General features: G+C 41.7%; 5 protein-coding genes. 4 read left to right on the forward strand and 1 reads right to left on the reverse strand.

Features of this window, described 5'->3' with window-relative positions; genetic code table 11:
* The first annotated feature begins 98 nt into the window (after positions 1–98).
* From avs4 to BLQ13_RS13085, 3 genes are all read left to right on the forward strand, one after another.
* Positions 99–4814, forward strand: a complete 4716-nt coding sequence (gene avs4, locus BLQ13_RS13075; RefSeq protein ID WP_244159308.1) for an AVAST type 4 anti-phage nuclease Avs4 — start codon at positions 99–101, stop codon at positions 4812–4814.
* A gap of 202 nt (positions 4815–5016) precedes the next feature.
* Complete coding sequence (locus BLQ13_RS13080; RefSeq protein WP_090920295.1) at positions 5017–5979, forward strand: helix-turn-helix transcriptional regulator; 963 nt, start codon at positions 5017–5019, stop codon at positions 5977–5979.
* 107 nt (positions 5980–6086) lie between these two features.
* Positions 6087–6713, forward strand: a complete 627-nt coding sequence (locus tag BLQ13_RS13085; RefSeq protein WP_090920298.1) for a type 1 glutamine amidotransferase family protein — start codon at positions 6087–6089, stop codon at positions 6711–6713.
* A 179-nt stretch (positions 6714–6892) separates the two neighbouring features.
* Here the strand turns inward: BLQ13_RS13085 and BLQ13_RS13090 are convergent, their stop codons facing one another.
* The gene (locus BLQ13_RS13090; protein WP_090920301.1) at positions 6893–10534 is read right to left on the reverse strand and encodes an S-layer homology domain-containing protein; all 3642 of its coding nucleotides are present in this window, start codon (positions 10532–10534) and stop codon (positions 6893–6895) included.
* 399 nt (positions 10535–10933) lie between these two features.
* On the opposite strand from BLQ13_RS13090, the gene BLQ13_RS13095 reads away from it, so the two are divergent.
* Positions 10934–19261, forward strand: coding sequence for an immunoglobulin-like domain-containing protein (locus tag BLQ13_RS13095; protein ID WP_090920304.1), 8328 nt, complete (start codon positions 10934–10936; stop codon positions 19259–19261).
* The last annotated feature ends 138 nt before the right edge of the window (positions 19262–19399 follow it).

A 19399-nucleotide genomic window follows, 5' to 3' on the forward strand; every position in this document is an offset into this window, starting at 1 on the left:
ACTTCCGCTATGTTCCTTTTTCATAGACATTATTTATAATAGAAAGTAATTATTGGAATCATTATACTTGAACTAAAGACTATGATGGAGGGAATAATGTGATAACTAAACCGGATTGGAATATATTTAAAGCGAAGTTTAGTGAGAATCCGCAAAGTAATTTTGAATGGTTTTGTTACTTACTCTTTTGTGTTGAATTTAAATTGCCTTTAGGTATTTTTCGTTACAAGAATCAGTCCGGTATTGAAACTAATCCTATAATCCATGAAGACGAAGTGATTGGATGGCAGGCAAAATTTTATGAGACCACATTATCTTCGCACAAAGTTGATCTAATAGAGATGTTGAAAAAAAGCAAAGGTAGCTACCCCGATTTAACGAAGATTATCCTTTTTACTAACCAAGAATGGGGACAAGGGAAACTTCAAAGTGATTCTGAGGTAAAACTCGCGGTAGAGGAAGAAGCTGAAAAACAGGATATTCAAGTTGAGTGGAGAACAGCAAGTTATTTTGAATCCCCTTTTGTGACAATAGAAAATAATTTAATAACTCGTTACTTCTTCAGTCTACAGAAGAACATAATGGATACAATCACAGATATGAGGAGGCATACAGAGTCTTTACTGTTGGAGATCCAAACGTCAATTATTTTCAATGAGCACATTATAGAGCTGGATAGGAGCGAACTTCTGCAAAATCTGAATGCTGATTTGGAGCAAAACTCAATATTAGTCTTAAGTGGAGAAGGCGGGGTTGGAAAAACAGCAGTTATTAAAAAACTATACAGTGATTTTGGTAATAGTATCCCCTTCTATTTAATGAAAGCAAATGAGTTTGAAGTTGCCAACGTTGATTTATTATTTAGTAATACCAGTTTAAAGGATTTTATTGATGTTCATCACAATGATAGCAAGAAAATATTTGTAATAGACTCTGCTGAAAAGCTAATGGATTTAAATAATCATCATCCATTTAAAGAATTCCTTTCAGAAATACTTCAAGCTGAATGGAAGGTTATTTTTACTGCAAGAAGCCGATATTTGGTTGATCTGGATATTCATTTCATTGATCACTTCCAGTTAAGACCTTCTAGAATATATGTTAGTAAATTAAATCATGAGGAACTCGGATACTTAGCGGGAAATTATAATTTTGATCCTCCAAATGAATATAAATTGCTGGAGTTGATTACAAATCCATTTTATTTAAATGAGTATTTGAAATTTTATACTGAAGGCAGCAACATTGGATTTTTGAAATTCAAAGAACTCTTATGGAATAGAATAATTAAAAAAGCAAAGCCATCTAGGGAACAATCTTTCTTACAAATTGCGTTCAAGAGAGCAAACGAAAATCAATTCTTTCTGACATTGGATTCTAATGATATTAATATGGATGCTCTTGTTAATGAAGGAGTACTTGGTTATGAAGTGGCAGGATACTTTATTACTCATGATATCTATGAAGAATGGGCTTTAGAAAAAATAATAGAATCTGAGTTTACTAAAAAGGAAAGTAACATTAACTTTTTTGAAAAAATAGGTGATTCTTTTGCAATTCGTAGAAGCTTTAGAAACTGGATGTCAGAGAAGCTTTATCTTGAGAATGATTCTGTAAAAGAATTCATTGAAGAAATAATTGATGACGAGCAAGTAATCGGTTTTTGGAAGGATGAAGTAATGATTTCAGTATTACTTTGTGACTACTCCCAATATTTTTTTGGTTCGTTCAAGAGATTGTTTCTGGATAAAAATAAAGAATTATTGCAAAGAGTCTCTTTCTTGTTACGGATTTCTTGTAAAGAAGTAGACGATAGTTTTCCACAGATGGGCTCTAAGAATATCGATTTTTTATCTATTGAATATATCTTTACTAAACCGAAAGGGAATGGATGGAAAAGCCTGATTCAATTTGTATATGATAACTTGGACGAAATAGGATTAAAAAATGTTGGTTTTATATTACCTATTCTTCATGATTGGAATACAAAATTCAGGCAAGGAGATACTACGAGATTCTCAGGTCTAATCGCTCTTAAATATTATCAATTGATAATCCAAGAAAAAGTATGTATTTCTCGCAATGAGGATTTTAAAGATAAAATATTAGAAATAATTTTGTATGGTGCTGGAGAGCTTAAAGAAGAGTTAGCAAATATTTTTGATGAAGTATTAGCTAACAAGTTAAAAAATTATAGAGCACCTTACTATGATCTGAATGAAATGATACTGACTAAAACATTTGTGAATATTGAGGTTGTCAAAGCATTGCCAGAGTATGTGTTAAAACTAGGAAATTTGTTTTGGTTTCGTTCGAGTGAAAGAGATGACAGATTCCAATCGGATTTAGGTATTGAAGAAGATTTCGGGATTGATAAAAGGATAGATAATTATTTCCCAGCAAGCGCATACCAGACTCCAATATATTGGTTGTTAAAAACAGAATTTACTCAAACAATTAATTTTATTTTAGATTTTACTAATAGGGCAGTAGAATGTTTTGCGAAATCAGGACGAAATGAAGTTACAATTATCGAACTCCGTATAAGAGATTACAATAATGAACAGTTTTTTTGTGATAGGCTATGGAATGTTTACAGAGGAACTCAGGTCGCACCTTATGTTCTGGAATCAATGCATATGGCTTTGGAGAATGTATTTCTTGAGATGGCTAAAAATATAGATACTAAAGTATTGGAAGAATGGCTTTTTTATTTACTAGAAAACTCCAAATCATGCTCTATAACTGCAATTGTAGTAAGTATTGTTTTGGCATATCCGGAAAAAACATTTAATGTTGCAATCAATTTATTTAAAACTAAAGATTTATTTTTTTTAGATACACGTAGAATGGTTCTTGATCAATCTGCCAAATTTAATTATTCCATTGGATATGGATTAAACTATAGTTCTAAGCTTTATCAGGACGAACGTATTGAAACCTGTAATGCCAAGCATAGATCAAAGAGTCTCGAACATATTGCCCTTGAATATCAATTTTTCAGAACTGAAGGGATTGGTGAAGAGGAAGCAGAACAAAGACAAAATGCAATTTGGGATGTTTTAGATTCACACTACAAGGAATTATCTGAAGTATTAGTTGAAGATGAGTGTACAAAAACGTGGAGGCTTTATTTGGCGAGAATGGATAGAAGAAGAATGAGTCCTACTTTAGAGGAAAATTATGGAAATGTTATTATAAACTTTAATCCCGAATTAGAACCAGAGGTTCGTGATTATAGTGAAACTTCAATAAGGCAAAATTCTGAAAAGATGAAGTATACTTCGTTAAAGCTTTGGGCGCATTATAGAATTAAAAATGAAGATCAGTATAAGAAGTACATCAGTTATGAGGATGATCCTAAACTTGCACTTAAGGAAGTACGGGAGATTATTGGAGAGTTTGAACGGCTCTCTGAAACAGAGCATTATGAATATGAAGAATTCTTTCTAATGAATCATTCAATTCCTGCAGAGGCTTCTGCTGTGTTATTTAGGGATTTTCGTGATGTGCTTACTGATGAAGATAGGAATTTTTGTAAATTGATTATATTGGAAGCAGCCACTTCGTCGTTCAGAGAGGGCTACCAGTACCAGATTTCAGATGGAGTGGAATCTGCGATTTCAGTATTGCCTTTACTTATGCAAGAATTTCCCAATGAAAAAGACGTTTTAAAATTTATTTTGTTAATGATACTTTTTGACCAGAATAGTATTGGTCAGTATGCTGACTTTTCAGACTTCTCCGTTAATGCAATTATAAAGGATTTGTGGGATTTGAGTTTCGAAGATGCCCACTCTATTTTAGTTGGGTATTTGTTTTTAGTACCCAAATATAATTCGGTTCGCGAAAAACTTCTTAAAGAAAGTCACAAACAAAATAGATATCGCCGTTTGAGTGAAAATGAAATAATTGAGATTTTGGCGTGTGATTTTGAAAATGATATAGAAAGAATTACAGCAAACAAAATTACGCTAAATGAACTGGAAGCAATTAACGAGTTAGATTTAAGCTACTTGATAACAGCTTTTCAATTAATCCCATTAGGAACTGATACTCCTGAACATATACAAATTGCACAAGATATAATATCTAAATTTGCAACAGAGGTAAAATCAGATAGAAGAGAGGATAGAATAGATTACTCTGTTAAACATGATTTTTTAGTCAAATTCTCAAACTTGGTTTTAGGCTCAGCTGAAACGCATATACCGTTGTATTTGAAGCCATTTATTGAAAATTTTAATAGCTCAAAGGTTTTCGCGGAACTGCTTGATCAGTTTATTATTGCTGAGGATACTCTTAATACTAAATATAATTTTTGGAAAGTATGGGATTATTTTTTTGGGAAAGTAGTTGGTATCGCTAAAAAGGGAGAAGAGTATTGGTATGCTGGTGATATAATAAAAAGCTACCTGTTCGCAAATGCCCCATGGAAAGAAACAGCAACGGAGTGGCGAACCTTTCGTGAAGAGGACAAAAGATTTTTTAAAGAAATCTGCAAAGAATTAGGCCACTGCCCCTCTACTTTATATGCACTGTCCAAGCTCTTAAATAGTATTGGCATCAACTACTTACTCCCAGGAGTAGTCTGGATTTCAGAAATGTTAAATAGAAATGAGGTGTTATGGAACTCAGAGTTAGATAAAAATACCATATTTTACCTAGAGTCTATCATGAAAAAATATATTTATAAACAAAGAGAAGACATAAGAAGAGGAAAGAAACAAAAGCAGGAGGTTTTAGTGATCTTGAATTTCTTGGTAGAAAAAGGTTCTGTCGTTGGCTATATGTTGAGGGAGAGAATTCTATAGGACAACACTTGTTCTTTGTTCTATAATCATATTTTTCATTGCCGCGGCGTACATTTCCTGGTCAGGAGTTCGATCCCCCTAGACCTCATAAGAGTTTGATGAAAAACGGCAGAGATGTCGTTTTTTTTTGTTTTTGTTTTTGTGAAAATCAATTGACGTATCTGGAATTCCTAATATGATGAAATGAGTGAGGGGGTGTTTTATGCCGAAAAAAGATAATATGTTAGCCATCCTATGGATGTTGAATTCGGGAGAGAAATGGACTGCAAAGCAAATATCTGAAAAGTTAGAAGTGAATATAAGAACCGTTTATCGGTACATTGATGCACTATGCTCTAGTGGGGTGCCTATCATATCCGACGCAGGTCATCATGGTGGATATAGTCTGCTGAATCATTTTATCAGAGCGCCTCTGCTATTTGATATGGAAGAAAAAAAGGTACTACTTCATGCTGCTGTTTTTGCAAAAGAAGCCGGATATCCATTGAGTGAAACATTAGAGAATGCGACAGCCAAGTTGAAAATGTATTCGAATGAGCAACAGGATAGCACACTAAATCATCAATTAACTGGATTTGAAGTGATAAACCGTATGGTCAGCCCTTCGAGTCAGCTCGTATTAGCGGATTTAGAGCATGCTGTAGAACAGGGAATATCTGTAGAGATAGATTACCGTACAAACCATGAAGAGAAGCCAAAGAACAGGATGATAGATCCCTATGGGATCGTTTACTGGAACAATAAATGGTATACAGTTGCATTTTGCCACCGAAGAAATGAAATACGAAGTTTCCGGGTAGATCGGATTTTAATGATCAAGCGTACTCAGCTAATCTTTACACGTCCTGAGGCTTTTTCTAGCCGTGACTTTTTTATGAAAAACCTGTTACCTGATCTTGTGGGGAAGGAAGGGTTAATTTCTTTAAGGATCGAAGGCAGGTCGGAAGCGTTAGACGAATTAAGCATGCATTGGTTTTTCGGTCATCATCTGCAAGAGCGAACATCTAATCAAGCCATCTTTTTATTTGAGGAAAAATCCATTCAACATTCTGTCCCTTATTTTCTTCTATCCTATGGTACATCCATTCGAATCATCGAACCCCAGAGTGTGAAAGACAGACTTGTTGCTATTGCAGCAGAGTTAATGGAATATTATCAACAATAATAGCTTCACTGACAGCGGATGTCAGTGAAGCTATTTTATAATGAGATAGTCATTGATTATCGATGCGTTGTAGTCCTTGATAGATAAGAAAAGGGGAGAAATTCAAAATGAAAAACACAGTATATCTTTATGTTTTTGACAGCATGTCCGATTGGGAGATAGGTTATTTGACTGCTGAGCTAAACTCAGGAAGATACTTTAGAAAGGGACTGGCTCCAGCACAAATCGTTACTGTTGGGCTCGAAAAGACTCCGGTAATTACAATGGGTGGGTTGAAAATAACACCTGATATTACAGTGGATGAGTGCAACATTACAAGCGTAGATGCATTGATTTTACCTGGGGGAAACACATGGACAGAGGATATTCACAGGCCCATATTAAAATTTGCCGAGATGTGTTTACAGGAAGGGATCGTAGTTGGAGCGATTTGCGGAGCTTCCATAGGACTTGCTCAAGCAGGCATGTTAGATTCCCGCTCGCATACAAGCAATGATCTGGCGTATCTTAAAATGATTTGTCCGTCTTACACAGGCGAAGAATATTACAAATTGGACGTTGCTGTTACGGATGGAAAACTGATCACCGCTTCCGGAGTAGCTCCACTTGAATTTTCTGTTCATGTTTTAGGAGCGCTAGATGTATTTTCTCCAGAAACATTAGATGCATGGTATCGTCTTAATAAAACGCATGAACCTCAATATTTCTACGCGTTAATGAATTCAATCCAATGACCGCTCCGTTCAAGAGAAACGCCATCACTTCAATGTGATGGCGTTTTTTGATGGATTGCTCCGTAAGTCTGTCTTCTTATCGGAAGTGAAAGAAAAGACGTTTTTAAAATGGTCCTCTACAATGGAGGACTTTAGGTATGTTGCTTAGCCAGAAGGAGCGTATCATCCTGTACACGCTTTCAATTATGCGAGTGTTCGATGAACCTTACAAAGAGAGTAGCTGCTTCGGAGCGGGTAGCAGTGGCTTTAGGAGCAAAGAGATTGTCCGAATTGCCTAATACAATACCGTTGCTCCGCATCACCTTAACGGCCTCCAATGCCCATGAGCTGATCTCACTCTCGTCCGTGAAGGACTTAGACTGGCTTTCAGGTATTTGATAGCCCTTGTACTGCATGTAGTTGTAAAGGATCACTAACATCTGCTCGCGAGTCATCTGAGAATTAGGGTCAAACAGATTGGCGTTTAAACCGTTGACTATGCCTTCTTCTGCCGCCCACTCGACTGCCGCCGTGTACCATTGTCCTTCCGTCACGTCGCTATAGCGGGAACTCGCAGAGTCGGTTTGTTTTACGTTCTCCAGATTGGCTAGTATCTGTACGAACATTGCACGTGTCATTCCGGTGCTAGGTGAGAACGATGTAGAAGTCGTGCCGTTGAAAAGGTTGTATGTGTAAGCGGAATTTACGTAACTGTAGAACCAGTCATCCATGGTGGTATCCCTAAAAGGATTGCCCGATCGTACGAGGAAGCCCAATGAGGTGGCATCATTGAATGCAAGCACCGTAGCCTCACGAATGTTTAGTGACAAGCCGCTGTTTAAGTCGACTTTTGCTCCGTCCGGTCCAATCAATATCGTACCGTCGCCCCGTATCTTTGATCCTTCATGGATATGCAATTGATTGTCATTTGGCAGGTTCACGTTGGTTACTTTGCCACCCACAGTGACCGTACCGTCATTCTCGATTGTCGATCCACCAGAAATGGTCACTGTGCCTTTGCTGCTAGGTAGCGTCACTTGGGCGATCTTGTCCGCCGGAATAGTCACCTTACCGTTAGAGTCTATCGTTGTACCCTCTGGTACCGTGATCTCGATCTCGCCTTTGGTTGAAATCTTGCCGCCACCGGGCAGGGTGGTAATTCCATTTTTGTCCGTGACAGCGGGTTTATCCTTCGGTGTAGTCAGGGTGTAGTTCGAATTTGATATTCCGTTATCTGTCCTGGTGCCCGTACTGTCGGAGTTGCTTGTGTTACCAATGTTGCCTGTATTACCGGTGTTGCCCGTATTGCCAGTATTACCGGAAGTTCCACCAGAACCAGGCACGGTAGGAGTTGTTGCCGCTGTTGGCATAGCCGTCACACTAATCTCTGCTCCATCGCCCTTCGCGTTCAACGCGATGATCTTGAAGCTGTAGCTTTGGCCGTTTGTCAGGTTATTGAAAGTATATTTGGTCTCCGCCGCATCCAATGTGACTGGCGGTACGTTGCCATACCATACCTTATAGCCTAATATCGCGTTACCACCGTTGTCAGCAGGAGCAGACCAGCTCAAGGTGACCCGTCCGTCACCCGCTGTTGCCTTGAAGCCGCTCGGCGCTCCGGGCACGACCGGTTTTCGCTGCGCGAACATCCAATCAAAGACATCTGTGTAGTCATTGTTCCAAGCCGGCAAGTTAGAGGACTGCGCCGTGGGAGCTATACTCCAAGTTCCCATCGTTATCTCGTTGTAGAGAACAGCCGCTTCAACTTCATGCGCTATATAATCCGCCAGAACAGGTGTGTTGGCAGGATTCGGCCTCAGATTCGGCTGATCAAATTGATTGTAGGGCCACGTAAGTACCTCATTACTCTCAAAGCGTGAAGCCCTTGCGTTAATCATTTTTGGCATATTGTTATTGATGAAGTTATTGAGGTTAGTCTGGTAGCCACCAACATTATGAGCATTCAAAAACATCCAGTAGGCCAAGTTATTGTGTGCGTCATTGGAGTTAGCGTTCGGTGAACCGCTTACCGGGGCCATCGGTGCGGCGGCAGCGAAGAAGCCGGGATAGCTGTTAACTAAGTTGTTCGTATACTGTCCGCCCCAGGAGAAGCCCGCTGCGTAAACACGGTTAGGATCTACTTCGCCGCTGGCGATCAGGGCGTCAATGACCTTCTTAACATTCTGTGTGGAGGGAACAGAAACGCCATTATAGGAAATATTCAGGATATGGCTGGCGTACTTTTCAGGATTCTGGGCCATTTTTTTCATTAGAGCGACGGAGCCGTTGGCAGATTTCATGGCCGCTTTTTGGTCTGCCGCAGCGTTTGTGCCGCCGCGTGACATGCCGTGGGTGTACACATATAACGGCAATCCTTTGATCACGTTACCGTCTTCATCCTTATTAAGGTAGAGCGAGCGATTGACCGAATTATCCGTGAAGGTTGTGAACTTATCAAGGATGGCATTCACAACTTTTTCTTGCTCAAAAACCACGTTGTGAAGTGCATTCCCCTCTGTCAGCACGATCTCACCCTTTGGGCTGAGGGTGTAAACCTGCTTTGTTGAGTTACTGCTGCCGTCCAGTGTTGTATTGCCGCCGCTTTCTGAATAAAACTCAGACTCAACGACGATGTAACGCCCGCTCGCCAGTCCGTCCTGATAATCTGGTGAATTGCTAACCGGCCCCACATAGCCGCGTACCTTCGGTTCATCATTAGCATATACCCTTGTGATCTTGCGTGGTCCTTCTAAGGTAACCGCTTCACCATTCAGGGTGGTGTTCCTAACCGATAAGGCGAACAAGTCCGGATTAAGCGCGGAGCCTAACGCCGCCTTTCCCTCGCCTAAATCAATGATAACAGCCGTTGTGTACTCGCCACTGGCAAAGTTGTCATTCCATACGATAAAGGGAAGTACCCCTGCGTCCGGATCGTTCTTGAATGTCACATGAAATGTATGGTTAGCCTCAATATTCGAAAAGGTATAAGAGCCAGAAGATAGAGTCACAATCTCGCCATCTACCGTTACCGTATCCACAACTTTACCGGAATCGGGGGTAAACGTTATTTCTTTGTTAGAGCCCCGATCTACTCTCAGCACATCGCCGGGTGGGTTCGACATGATTGAGCCGCCCGGTCCGGCAGTGGCGGTAATGGATAATCTGGTGTCTAATTCATTAGCTGGGATGAGCTGCAGGCTGTCTATAAACGAATCAGAGCTGGTATAAGCCGCGTCGGGCACTCCAAAAGAGGAAACGACTTCATAGCGGTCACCGCCGTTTTCCGTTGAGTTATTGATGTAGACCTCAAAGGTAAGCTTTCCCTCCTGTAAGGTCAAGTTTCTTTTGGGTATTCTCATCTCCACGATATATCCAGTTTCCGTAATCTGGGTCCATGCAGCTCTGCCAGGAGCGGCCTGCCCCGAAAACACACCCGTCGCGCTGACACGCCATTGATTAGAGCCACTGGTTCCGGTACCAACATAAAACTCCAGGCTGTCGTACCGGTGATCTCCGCCAGCTCCCTGATATAGATTACTGTCATTCACAACTACGCGGGAATACAGGAAGTCGTGATCCCAGAGGATTCTGGCTGTGCCCGTGGCATGGGGTCTTGGGTCGGTGGGCACCGTGCTTTTGTTGATGTGATGTTCCATGGTTTGGCTCCAGAGTGGGTCGTTTGACCCGAGTTCGGGAGTGCCAAAAATGGCGGCCTTTGTTTCATTTGTTACTGCTGAGCTCTCAATGTTGTCACTGTCGGCAGCGTAGCTCGTAGGCATTAGCGAGGCCACCATTACCAAGCAACAAAGGAACGCGAGCATTTTTCTAAATCGTTTTGGCATAGATGCAATCCTCCTTATTTTTTGATCCGGTGCGCTCATGGTTTACTTGCATCCGTATTTGGAAGCGTTATCAAGTTAACAAGCGCCCAACTATATATATTATGTTTATCTAGAGTTAAATCCTTTATTTTCAATGTAGAGTATATATTGGAATAAAAACGATTGATTCGAGGAATAGGGACAATACTTCAATCCACATCAAATTTCAAATTGAAATAAAAAAGTCCACGTTATTAACATGATAGTACATTGAATTGAAATATCGGAACACGTAATATGAAAAAATGTAAGCGTATTCATTTTAGGGTGGTTCTCTAGTTTCTTGAGTGAAGGGGTCTTGGTTTGAAAGCGAGCTATGGTTTTGTGTGCTTCTGAATATTCAATGAGGGGAAGAATGCTATGCGAAAGCGAATGACAAACATCACTTTGGTTTTACTGTTGACCTTCAGTAGCTGTTTTAGTTTTGGTATGCCATTTAACAATCAGGCTTCAGCTGACCCAATTACACCAACGATGTTGGCGCATTATCCATTGCTCGAGGATGTATTGGAAACATCAGGTAATGGCAAGCATGGGACGGCTGTAGGCAATATCACCTATGCCGATGGTCTTACTCTGCCTGGAGGGACCGATAGTACTACGAACTACGTGCAACTTCCTACGGGTTTGTTTGACCATCAAGAAAATTTAACGATTTCTGTATGGATCAAGAGTAACACTGGACGTGGTAACTATGCAGCATTATTTTACGGTACGCCAGCGGCTGAAAATAAGTTGCCAACGAATTACTGGCTGTTTAATCCATCCAATCCAAGTGGTGAGTTTAAGTCCGTATTTACAGATGGCAATAATGTTGATCAGCCTTGGACGACGGAGGTAGGCGTATCAGGCCCTTCTACTTCACAGTATGAAGGTCAATGGGTTCACTATACAACGGTGATTACAGAAGACTCTATTACAGGTTACATTAACGGAGTAAGTAAAGGCACCGTCTCCAAAGAGAAAACAACAGCAAGCTTTGGTACGGATTTGCAAGCTTACATCGGTCGCTCCAATTATTTAGGGGATGCTACTTTTGCGGGTAGCTTTCAAGATTTGAGAATTTACGGAGAGGCATTAAGTAGTGATGATATCTCTGGAGTATATCAACAATCGCTCGATGAAAAGCAAGTACAACAAAGCAAAAAAGAGCTAACGTTAGGCGACATATCTTCCGTTACTGAATCTCTTGAACTTCCTTCTGCCAATAAATATGGCGCATCGATATCATGGATTTCTAGTGATGAGAGTGCAATTAGCCCAACAGGGGAAGTGTTTTTACGAGAAATGGAGCAGCAAGTGACGTTAACGGCAACCATTTCTTTGGGGGGGAGCCAAGCAACGAAGGCGTTTATCGTCACCTTGTTACCTAAGGACGCCTCTATTGAGCAGATTGCCGTTAAAGGTGTATCGCTTAAAGAATCTACACTTCGTTTATCAGTAGGGGACAGCGAGACACTTGTGGCTACAATTTCACCTGCGAATGCAACGGATAAAAAAGTTACCTGGACATCGAGTGATTCCAGTGTAGCGAATGTCGATTCGGCGGGTAACGTTACAGCGGTTAGTGAAGGGACAGCCACCATTACGGTACAAACGAAAGATGGAGATTTTACAGCTGTATCCGCTATTAACGTTCAAGCCAAGTCGCAAAATGATGATCTGATTCTTCATTACAACATGAAAACCACTGCAGAAGTAGATGGTCAACTCGTACTGAAGGATGTCGCCAACAAACAAGTTACATTTGATGGAATATTTAAAAATGCAAATAATGGACAATTCATTTCTAACAGTGAGGTTGGTTTTATTTCCTTCAATGGTGGAAGCTCTACATCCAATAGTGGATACGTTGAGATTCCTAAGGGCTCCAATGGACTAGATCTATTACAAGGTCTGAATGAGATTACCGTATCTTCCATCGTAAACTGGACGAATGATGGTACGAATCGCTGGATTTTCGGTCTGGGTACGGTGTTAACACCGGAAACAAACAAATATTTTTTTGTAACTCCACGTCACGGTAGCGGAGCGGGCAATATGATGGCTACAGGTATTTCTAAAAATGGCTGGCCGAACGAAGCGTTAGTGACAGGTAGCGCAAACTCAAACCTGATCGCTGGACAGTGGAAGCATGTAACGGTGTCCTTTTCTGAAGCCAGCAACACGATCACATTATTCGTGGATGGCGTAAAGGCTGCTTCAGGTAATGCGAAGGGACTAAAACTGTCAGACATCATTAATCCGAATTCTACGTTCTCTGGTTTTATCGGAAAGTCCATCTTCGCGAACGATCCATATCTTCAAGGAAGCGTGGCTGATTTCCGAGTATATAAGCGCGCTTTGAAGGAGCAAGAAGTGGGGGACTTATATCAACAAGAAGCAGTAACTCATATCTCTCAAATACGTCAGCTTACTGTTGATGATGCAGCGAATCAACTTAGCATCGATCGTTACTTGGACGAAGCAGATCAGAGTGCGGATAAAATAACGAAAAATGTTACCTTACCGACAAGCGGTAAAAACGGCGTAAGTATCACCTGGAGTTCCAGTCAGCCTGCGGTTATTTCTAACAGTGGCACTGTACAACGTCCGAATGCTCAAGCAAGCGATGTTCAAGCAGAGCTAACGGCTACATTAACGTATCAAGGCGTATCTACATCGGTTGTATTCCCTGTTACGATCTTGAAGCAATTTGATGAGCAGCAGAAGGTTGATCTGGATGCTGAACAATTAGAGATCTACAATGCAGACAACGTTAAAGGCAACTTACGTCTTGTGACTACGGGTGAACAAGGCTCCACTATTACATGGACGTCTAGCAGACCTACCGTTGTTAAAGGCACGGCTGAAGCGGCTGGTAATGCTACACAGCTAGGCTGGGTAAGCCGTCAAGCTACGGAGGTACCCGTTAAGTTAATAGCTACAATTACAAATGGTACAGCTTCTAAAGAGCGTACGTTTGACCTTACCATTAAAAAAGCAGTTGCGCCATTACAGCTTGATGCGTACTTTTTTGCGTACTTTACAGGTGAATATGAGGGTGGTGAAGAGATTTCTTTCGCTACGGCCGAAGATCCATTGTACTGGAAAGCGCTCAATAATGGGAAGTCGATCCTTCAATCGAATATGGGTGAAAAGGGACTTCGTGATCCATTCGTTATTCGTTCAGCAGAAGGTGATAAATTCTATATGCTGGCAACCGATTTGAAAATGGGTGAAAGTACGAATTTCGACCAGGCTCAAATTACGGGCAGTCATTACATGATGATCTGGGAGTCGGAGGATCTCGTCAACTGGAGCGAGCAACGAATGGTCAAGGTTGCTCCCCAGACGGGAGGAAATACGTGGGCGCCAGAAGCGATCTATGATCCTGCAACTGGAGAGTATATCGTATTTTGGGCATCATCGATGAAAAATACAGAGACATATGGTGATTATAACGGGAGACCGGCAGGTCAGTACAATGTGATGTATTATGCAACAACACGAGATTTCTATAACTTTTCAGAGCCAAAGGTCATGATTGATGAGTCACTTCCAACCATTGATACGACGTTTATTGAGCATAATGATATGTTGTATCGATTTACCAAATCAGAAGTCAATACCAAAGTGTATGTGGAGAAAGCACCAAATTTCTACTATGACAAGGACGGTATTGCTGCCAATGGCCTTCAATACGACGCTGTTCCGGGTACACGTGATAACAAATTTGGCTTGATCGGAAAAAATGGAAACAACGAAGGACAAACCATATTTAAGGATATTCATCAAGACAAGTGGTATCTGTTCCTGGATTCATGGCCTTATCATGTACGATATACAACAGATCTGGATAGTAGCACGCAATATATAAACAATGTATTAAGTAGTGATCAATATGCACTTCCGCCAGGACCAAGGCACGGAACAGTGATCCCAATCTCGCGTGCGGAGTATAATGCTTTGCAAGAGAAGTATGCTTTGAAGGGACCCGCACCATCAACAGACCCGGTTGTACATTACTCATTTGATGCAAATACAGTGAATGGTACAACATTGAACGACATTTCGGGGAATGGCCATCACGCAACACTGGTAGGTGGAGCAACGATTAATGAGGGGGATCACATCGGTAAAAAGGGTGCTTCGCTAGAGCTTAATGGGTCAACAGGATATGTGAAACTGCCAGATAACCTGATTCAATCTTTGAATCTGGAGAAGGCTACGTTCTCTACATGGGTTCAAATGGACAAAAATCAAGCCAACCAGAGAATATTTGATTTTGCTTCAGAAACAGGTAGACAGGTTAACCGCAACACCATGTATCTGAGTACTCAAGGCGATACAAGTAGTCTGGAGTTCGCTGTCGTAACACCTTTTACAGAAAAATTTAGCAATGACAGTACGAAACTCGGATCAGATTATAAATATGCATTGCGAAATGCCGGACTATTACCAACGAAGACTTGGCAGCATGTTGCAATTACTATGGATGAATTTGACGCAGTACTGTATGTGAATGGGCATGAGGTTAAACGCAGCTCGACATTTAATGTTGAGCCCAGAATGTTACTGGAAACAACAATGAATTATATTGGTAAATCAAGAAATAGTTCTGATCGTCTGTTTGATGGTAAATTGGATGATTTCCGTATTTATAATCGTGCATTATCTGGTCAAGAGATTGCAGCATTAGCAGATGAAGACGTTACTCCCCCAGTAGAGCAGCCATCCGGGGCTGAGCTCATTCTGCACTACGATATGAATGATATCGATCGTGGGACTGCGACGGTTATTGATCAAACAGGTAACTTCAACGGAAAATGGATGAATCCGTCTAAGGCAGAATGGATTCGTACAGAAGATGCTGGTGTGCTGAGCTTTAACGGGGGCAGGGCGGACTCCTATGTAGAGCTGCCACAAGGAGTTCTCGATGGATTAACGGATATCACCGTTTCATCGATTGTGAATTGGAGTGGTAAAAACGCTGCGGAGTGGTTGTACGCACTAGGAAGGCCAAATAATAATACGCACTATACGTATTTCACACCACGATATAATGCTAACGGTCTAGCACGTTTAGGCATCGCGACGAATGCCTGGAATAATGAGTCTTCAACTTCTACCACGGGCTTAAAGAATAATGAATGGAAAGTAGTGACGACGGTTGTTTCAGGCAAGGATGGTACACTAACCATTTATATTGACGGTGTTGCTGCTGCAACAGGCTCAACGAATGGAATGACGCTAGAACAAATAAAAAATACTTCTGGCAGCAGTGGAACCATCGGTAAGTCATTCTATACAGCTGATCCATACTTCGGCGGATTGATTGCAGACTTCCAAATCTATGATGGTGCTATGACGGCAGCAGATATTAGATCACTTAAGGCTCGTGCGGATCAAAAAATTGCTTCCATGGAGGGCATGCTTGTAACAGCTGCGACAGAGAAATTAACGATTGATGATCTGCTTGCTTCGAATACATCCAAAGATGTGATTACAAGCAATGTAACCTTGCCAACTTCAGGTGCTTATGGCACAACAATAAGCTGGACAACGGATAAGAGCAATGTGATCTCAACTACAGGTGTCGTGACTAGACCAGATAACGCAACTGGTGATCAAGTTGTAACGTTAACAGCGGTATTTACAGATGGTACAGAGACAACGAACAAAACTTTTACGTTGATGGTTAAAGCATTGCCGAGTGATGCCAATGCTGTAGATGAAGCAAAAGCGGCACTAGTTGTGCATAACATTCAGGATGTAAGAGGTCATCTCTCCTTACCGGCATCTGGATTATATGGATCAACGATTACTTGGGCTTCCGCTCAACCAAATGTCGTGTCGATGACTGGGGAAGTGCAACGTCCTGCAAATAGTCGTGGAGATGTAGACGTGAAGCTTACAGCTACGATTACATTAAACTCAGCATCCGCTACGAAGGAGTTTATTGCGAAGGTCAAGGAACGGCCTGCTGATGAAAAATATGCAGGATACTTCTTCACCTATTTCACTGGGGAAGGTACTTCAACAGGTGAGCAAGTTTATTTTGCACTAAGTAACGGTAATGATCCGTTAAGCTGGCGAGAATTGAATGAGGGTAAACCTGTACTGACCTCTACCTTAGGAGAGAAGGGAGTACGTGACCCATTCATTATTCGTTCGCCTGAAGGCGACAAGTTCTACATGATCGCCACCGATCTGAAAATCAACGGTAATGGTAACTGGGGCAGAGCACAGACGTGGGGCAGTCGTTCCATTATGGTGTGGGAATCGAATGATCTTGTCAACTGGACAGATCAACGCATGGTAGAGGTTGCACCGGAAGAAGCGGGTAATACCTGGGCACCAGAAATCATGTACGACAAGACAACAGGTGAATATATCGTATTTTGGGCATCAAGAATGTTCGATGATGCATCCCATACCGGTAACGCTTATCAAAAAATGATGTATAGCAAGACAAGAGATTTCTATACGTTTACTGAACCGAAAGTATATTTGGATTATGGATACTCCATCATTGATACCACAATGATTGAACATGATGGAAAAGTGTATCGTTTTACGAAGGATGAACGAGACAACGGTGCTACTGCTCCATTTGGCAAGATGATTTTCCAAGAGATGGGTGACTCGATCTTGGATCCAACCTTCAAGATGATTAATCAAGGTGTGGGTAACATGAAATGGGTCGAGGGGCCAACCATTTTCAAATCGAATACAGATGAAAAGTGGTATTTATTCGTGGATGAGTTTGGTGGAAGAGGTTATATTCCATTCGAGACAACCAATCTTGCATCAGGCGAGTGGACATTATCTTCGAATTACAACTTACCCGCTAGTCCACGTCACGGAACGGTCATTCCGATTACACAAAGTGAGTATGATGCACTCAGTGGGAAGACGGTACCGGTTAGCGGAATTAGCTTGGACAAAACGACGTTGTCCATCGTAGAAGGTCAATCAGGGCAATTGACAGCTACGATCACACCGGCAAATGCAACGAAAAAGGCAGTAAAATGGAGCTCAAGTAATCCAGCTGTAGCGACTGTAAGTGCGACAGGTCGAGTAACAGCGGTGGCACCAGGAACAGCAAGCATTACAGTAACTACAGTAGATGGTGGTATATCATCCAGCGCTACAGTAACGGTGACACCACTGGTTGAACCGACTGCGCCAGGAGAAGTGACCGCAACAAGCGTAATAGCTGGTAATCAGAAGCTTACTTTGAAATGGAGTAATCCTGCAGAAAGCGATCTGGTCGCTATTAAGATTACAGGTCATGGAAATACAGAGTTTAAGACGGTAACGCTGAATCATGCGGCTAGCAGTTATGAAGTCACAGGACTTGCAAATGGCACGCGTTATGAATTCCGTATTACTACGATAAACGTAGCGGGGCAAGAATCCGCAGGGGTTGTGGTATCGGGAACGCCACATGCACCAAGCAGTGGTAATGGAGATGGTGGCGGTAGTGGTAGTGTCGGTAACATCCCTGCACCTACAGTACCACCAGCTTCTACAGGTGGAAGTGAACCGGTGGTGATGGGCAACGGTCAGATAAACATTAAGCCAGTTGTTAATGAGAACGGTGCTTCTATAGTGAAGCTAAGTCCTGATACAGTGAAGCGTGCACTTGATCAAACGACAGGTGACAAGCTACAGGTACAACTTGAAGGAGATCAAAGCTTGAACGAGTTAAGCGTTGAGTTAGCGGTAGATCCCCGCTTAACAAGTGCAACTTCTAAGGTAGATCACATCGAGATTAACACAGGATCAGCAGTCGTAACGTTGGCTACCGAACGGCTTAGAACAGGAACAAGCGCAGGGAAAACGTTAGGATTGTCGATCAAGAAAATAGCGGCTAATCAACTGCCGGTTGGCACACAAGCTAGGATGAATGGTGAGGTTGTATATGATATCAAGCTAACGATAGATGGTACGAAGCTTACGGCGTTTGATGGTAGAGATGATCTCATGATTGCATTACCATATACGCTGAAGGCTTCTGAGAATCCAAACAACATCATCGTCTACGACGTGAAGGACAACGGAGAGCTAAGAGTCGTGATGAATGGTAAATACAATGCAGGAACAGGTCAAGTAGAGTTCAAACCAACGGATCTAAGTAAGTATACGGTAGCGCATGTTGCAATGAGCTTTCAGGATGTGACCCAAGGCTGGGCGAAAGATGCGATCTCGGCATTGGGAGCAAGAGGAGTCGTAAAGGGTGTAGGCGATGGCGAATTCAATCCGAAAGGTCAGGTGACAAGAGCAGAATTCATCACGATGCTGATGAATGTGTTGGAGTTATCGGATGAGAGCGAGGCGGCAAGCTTCAGTGATGTGAAACAAGGAGAATGGTACCATGGAAATATCGCAATCGCGCAGAAGCTGGGGATTGTGAACGGGAAACCAGATGGTAGTTTCGGAGTTCATGAGAAGATTACGCGTGAAGATATGGCCGTTATGGTATACAAGGCGATCCAATTGAAGCAACTAAAATTACAAGATCGTGAAGCTATAGCTTTCAAGGATAAAGCAAACATCGCAAACTATGCGAAGCAAGCGGTAGAGACAATACAAGGAGCAGGCATCATACACGGTTTAGGTAACGATGAGTTTGCACCGAAGAAAACGGCTAACCGTGACGAAGCAGCCGTAATGATCTATAATTTATGGAGCTTGATGTAAGCTTGTTAAATATAGGGTATCTACGTGGACTCAAGACGAAGCGGTTAACCTACTAGGCTCCCAAATAAAATGAACGCCATCACAATACGTGATGGCGTTTTTGATATAAAAATCGGGGAACTTAGAGTAGTGTACAAG

It is taken from the genome of Paenibacillus polysaccharolyticus (assembly GCF_900102085.1).
In the GTDB taxonomy this organism is placed as follows: domain Bacteria; phylum Bacillota; class Bacilli; order Paenibacillales; family Paenibacillaceae; genus Paenibacillus; species Paenibacillus polysaccharolyticus.

What these genes read in the sequence shown, in the direction of transcription:
- BLQ13_RS13080 (WP_090920295.1), top strand. Translation starts at nt 5,017, where the DNA reads ATGCCGAAAAAAGATAATATGTTAGCCATCCTATGGATGTTGAATTCG.
- BLQ13_RS13085 (WP_090920298.1), top strand. Translation starts at nt 6,087, where the DNA reads ATGAAAAACACAGTATATCTTTATGTTTTTGACAGCATGTCCGATTGG.
- BLQ13_RS13090 (WP_090920301.1), bottom strand. Translation starts at nt 10,534, where the DNA reads ATGCCAAAACGATTTAGAAAAATGCTCGCGTTCCTTTGTTGCTTGGTA.
- BLQ13_RS13095 (WP_090920304.1), top strand. Translation starts at nt 10,934, where the DNA reads ATGCGAAAGCGAATGACAAACATCACTTTGGTTTTACTGTTGACCTTC.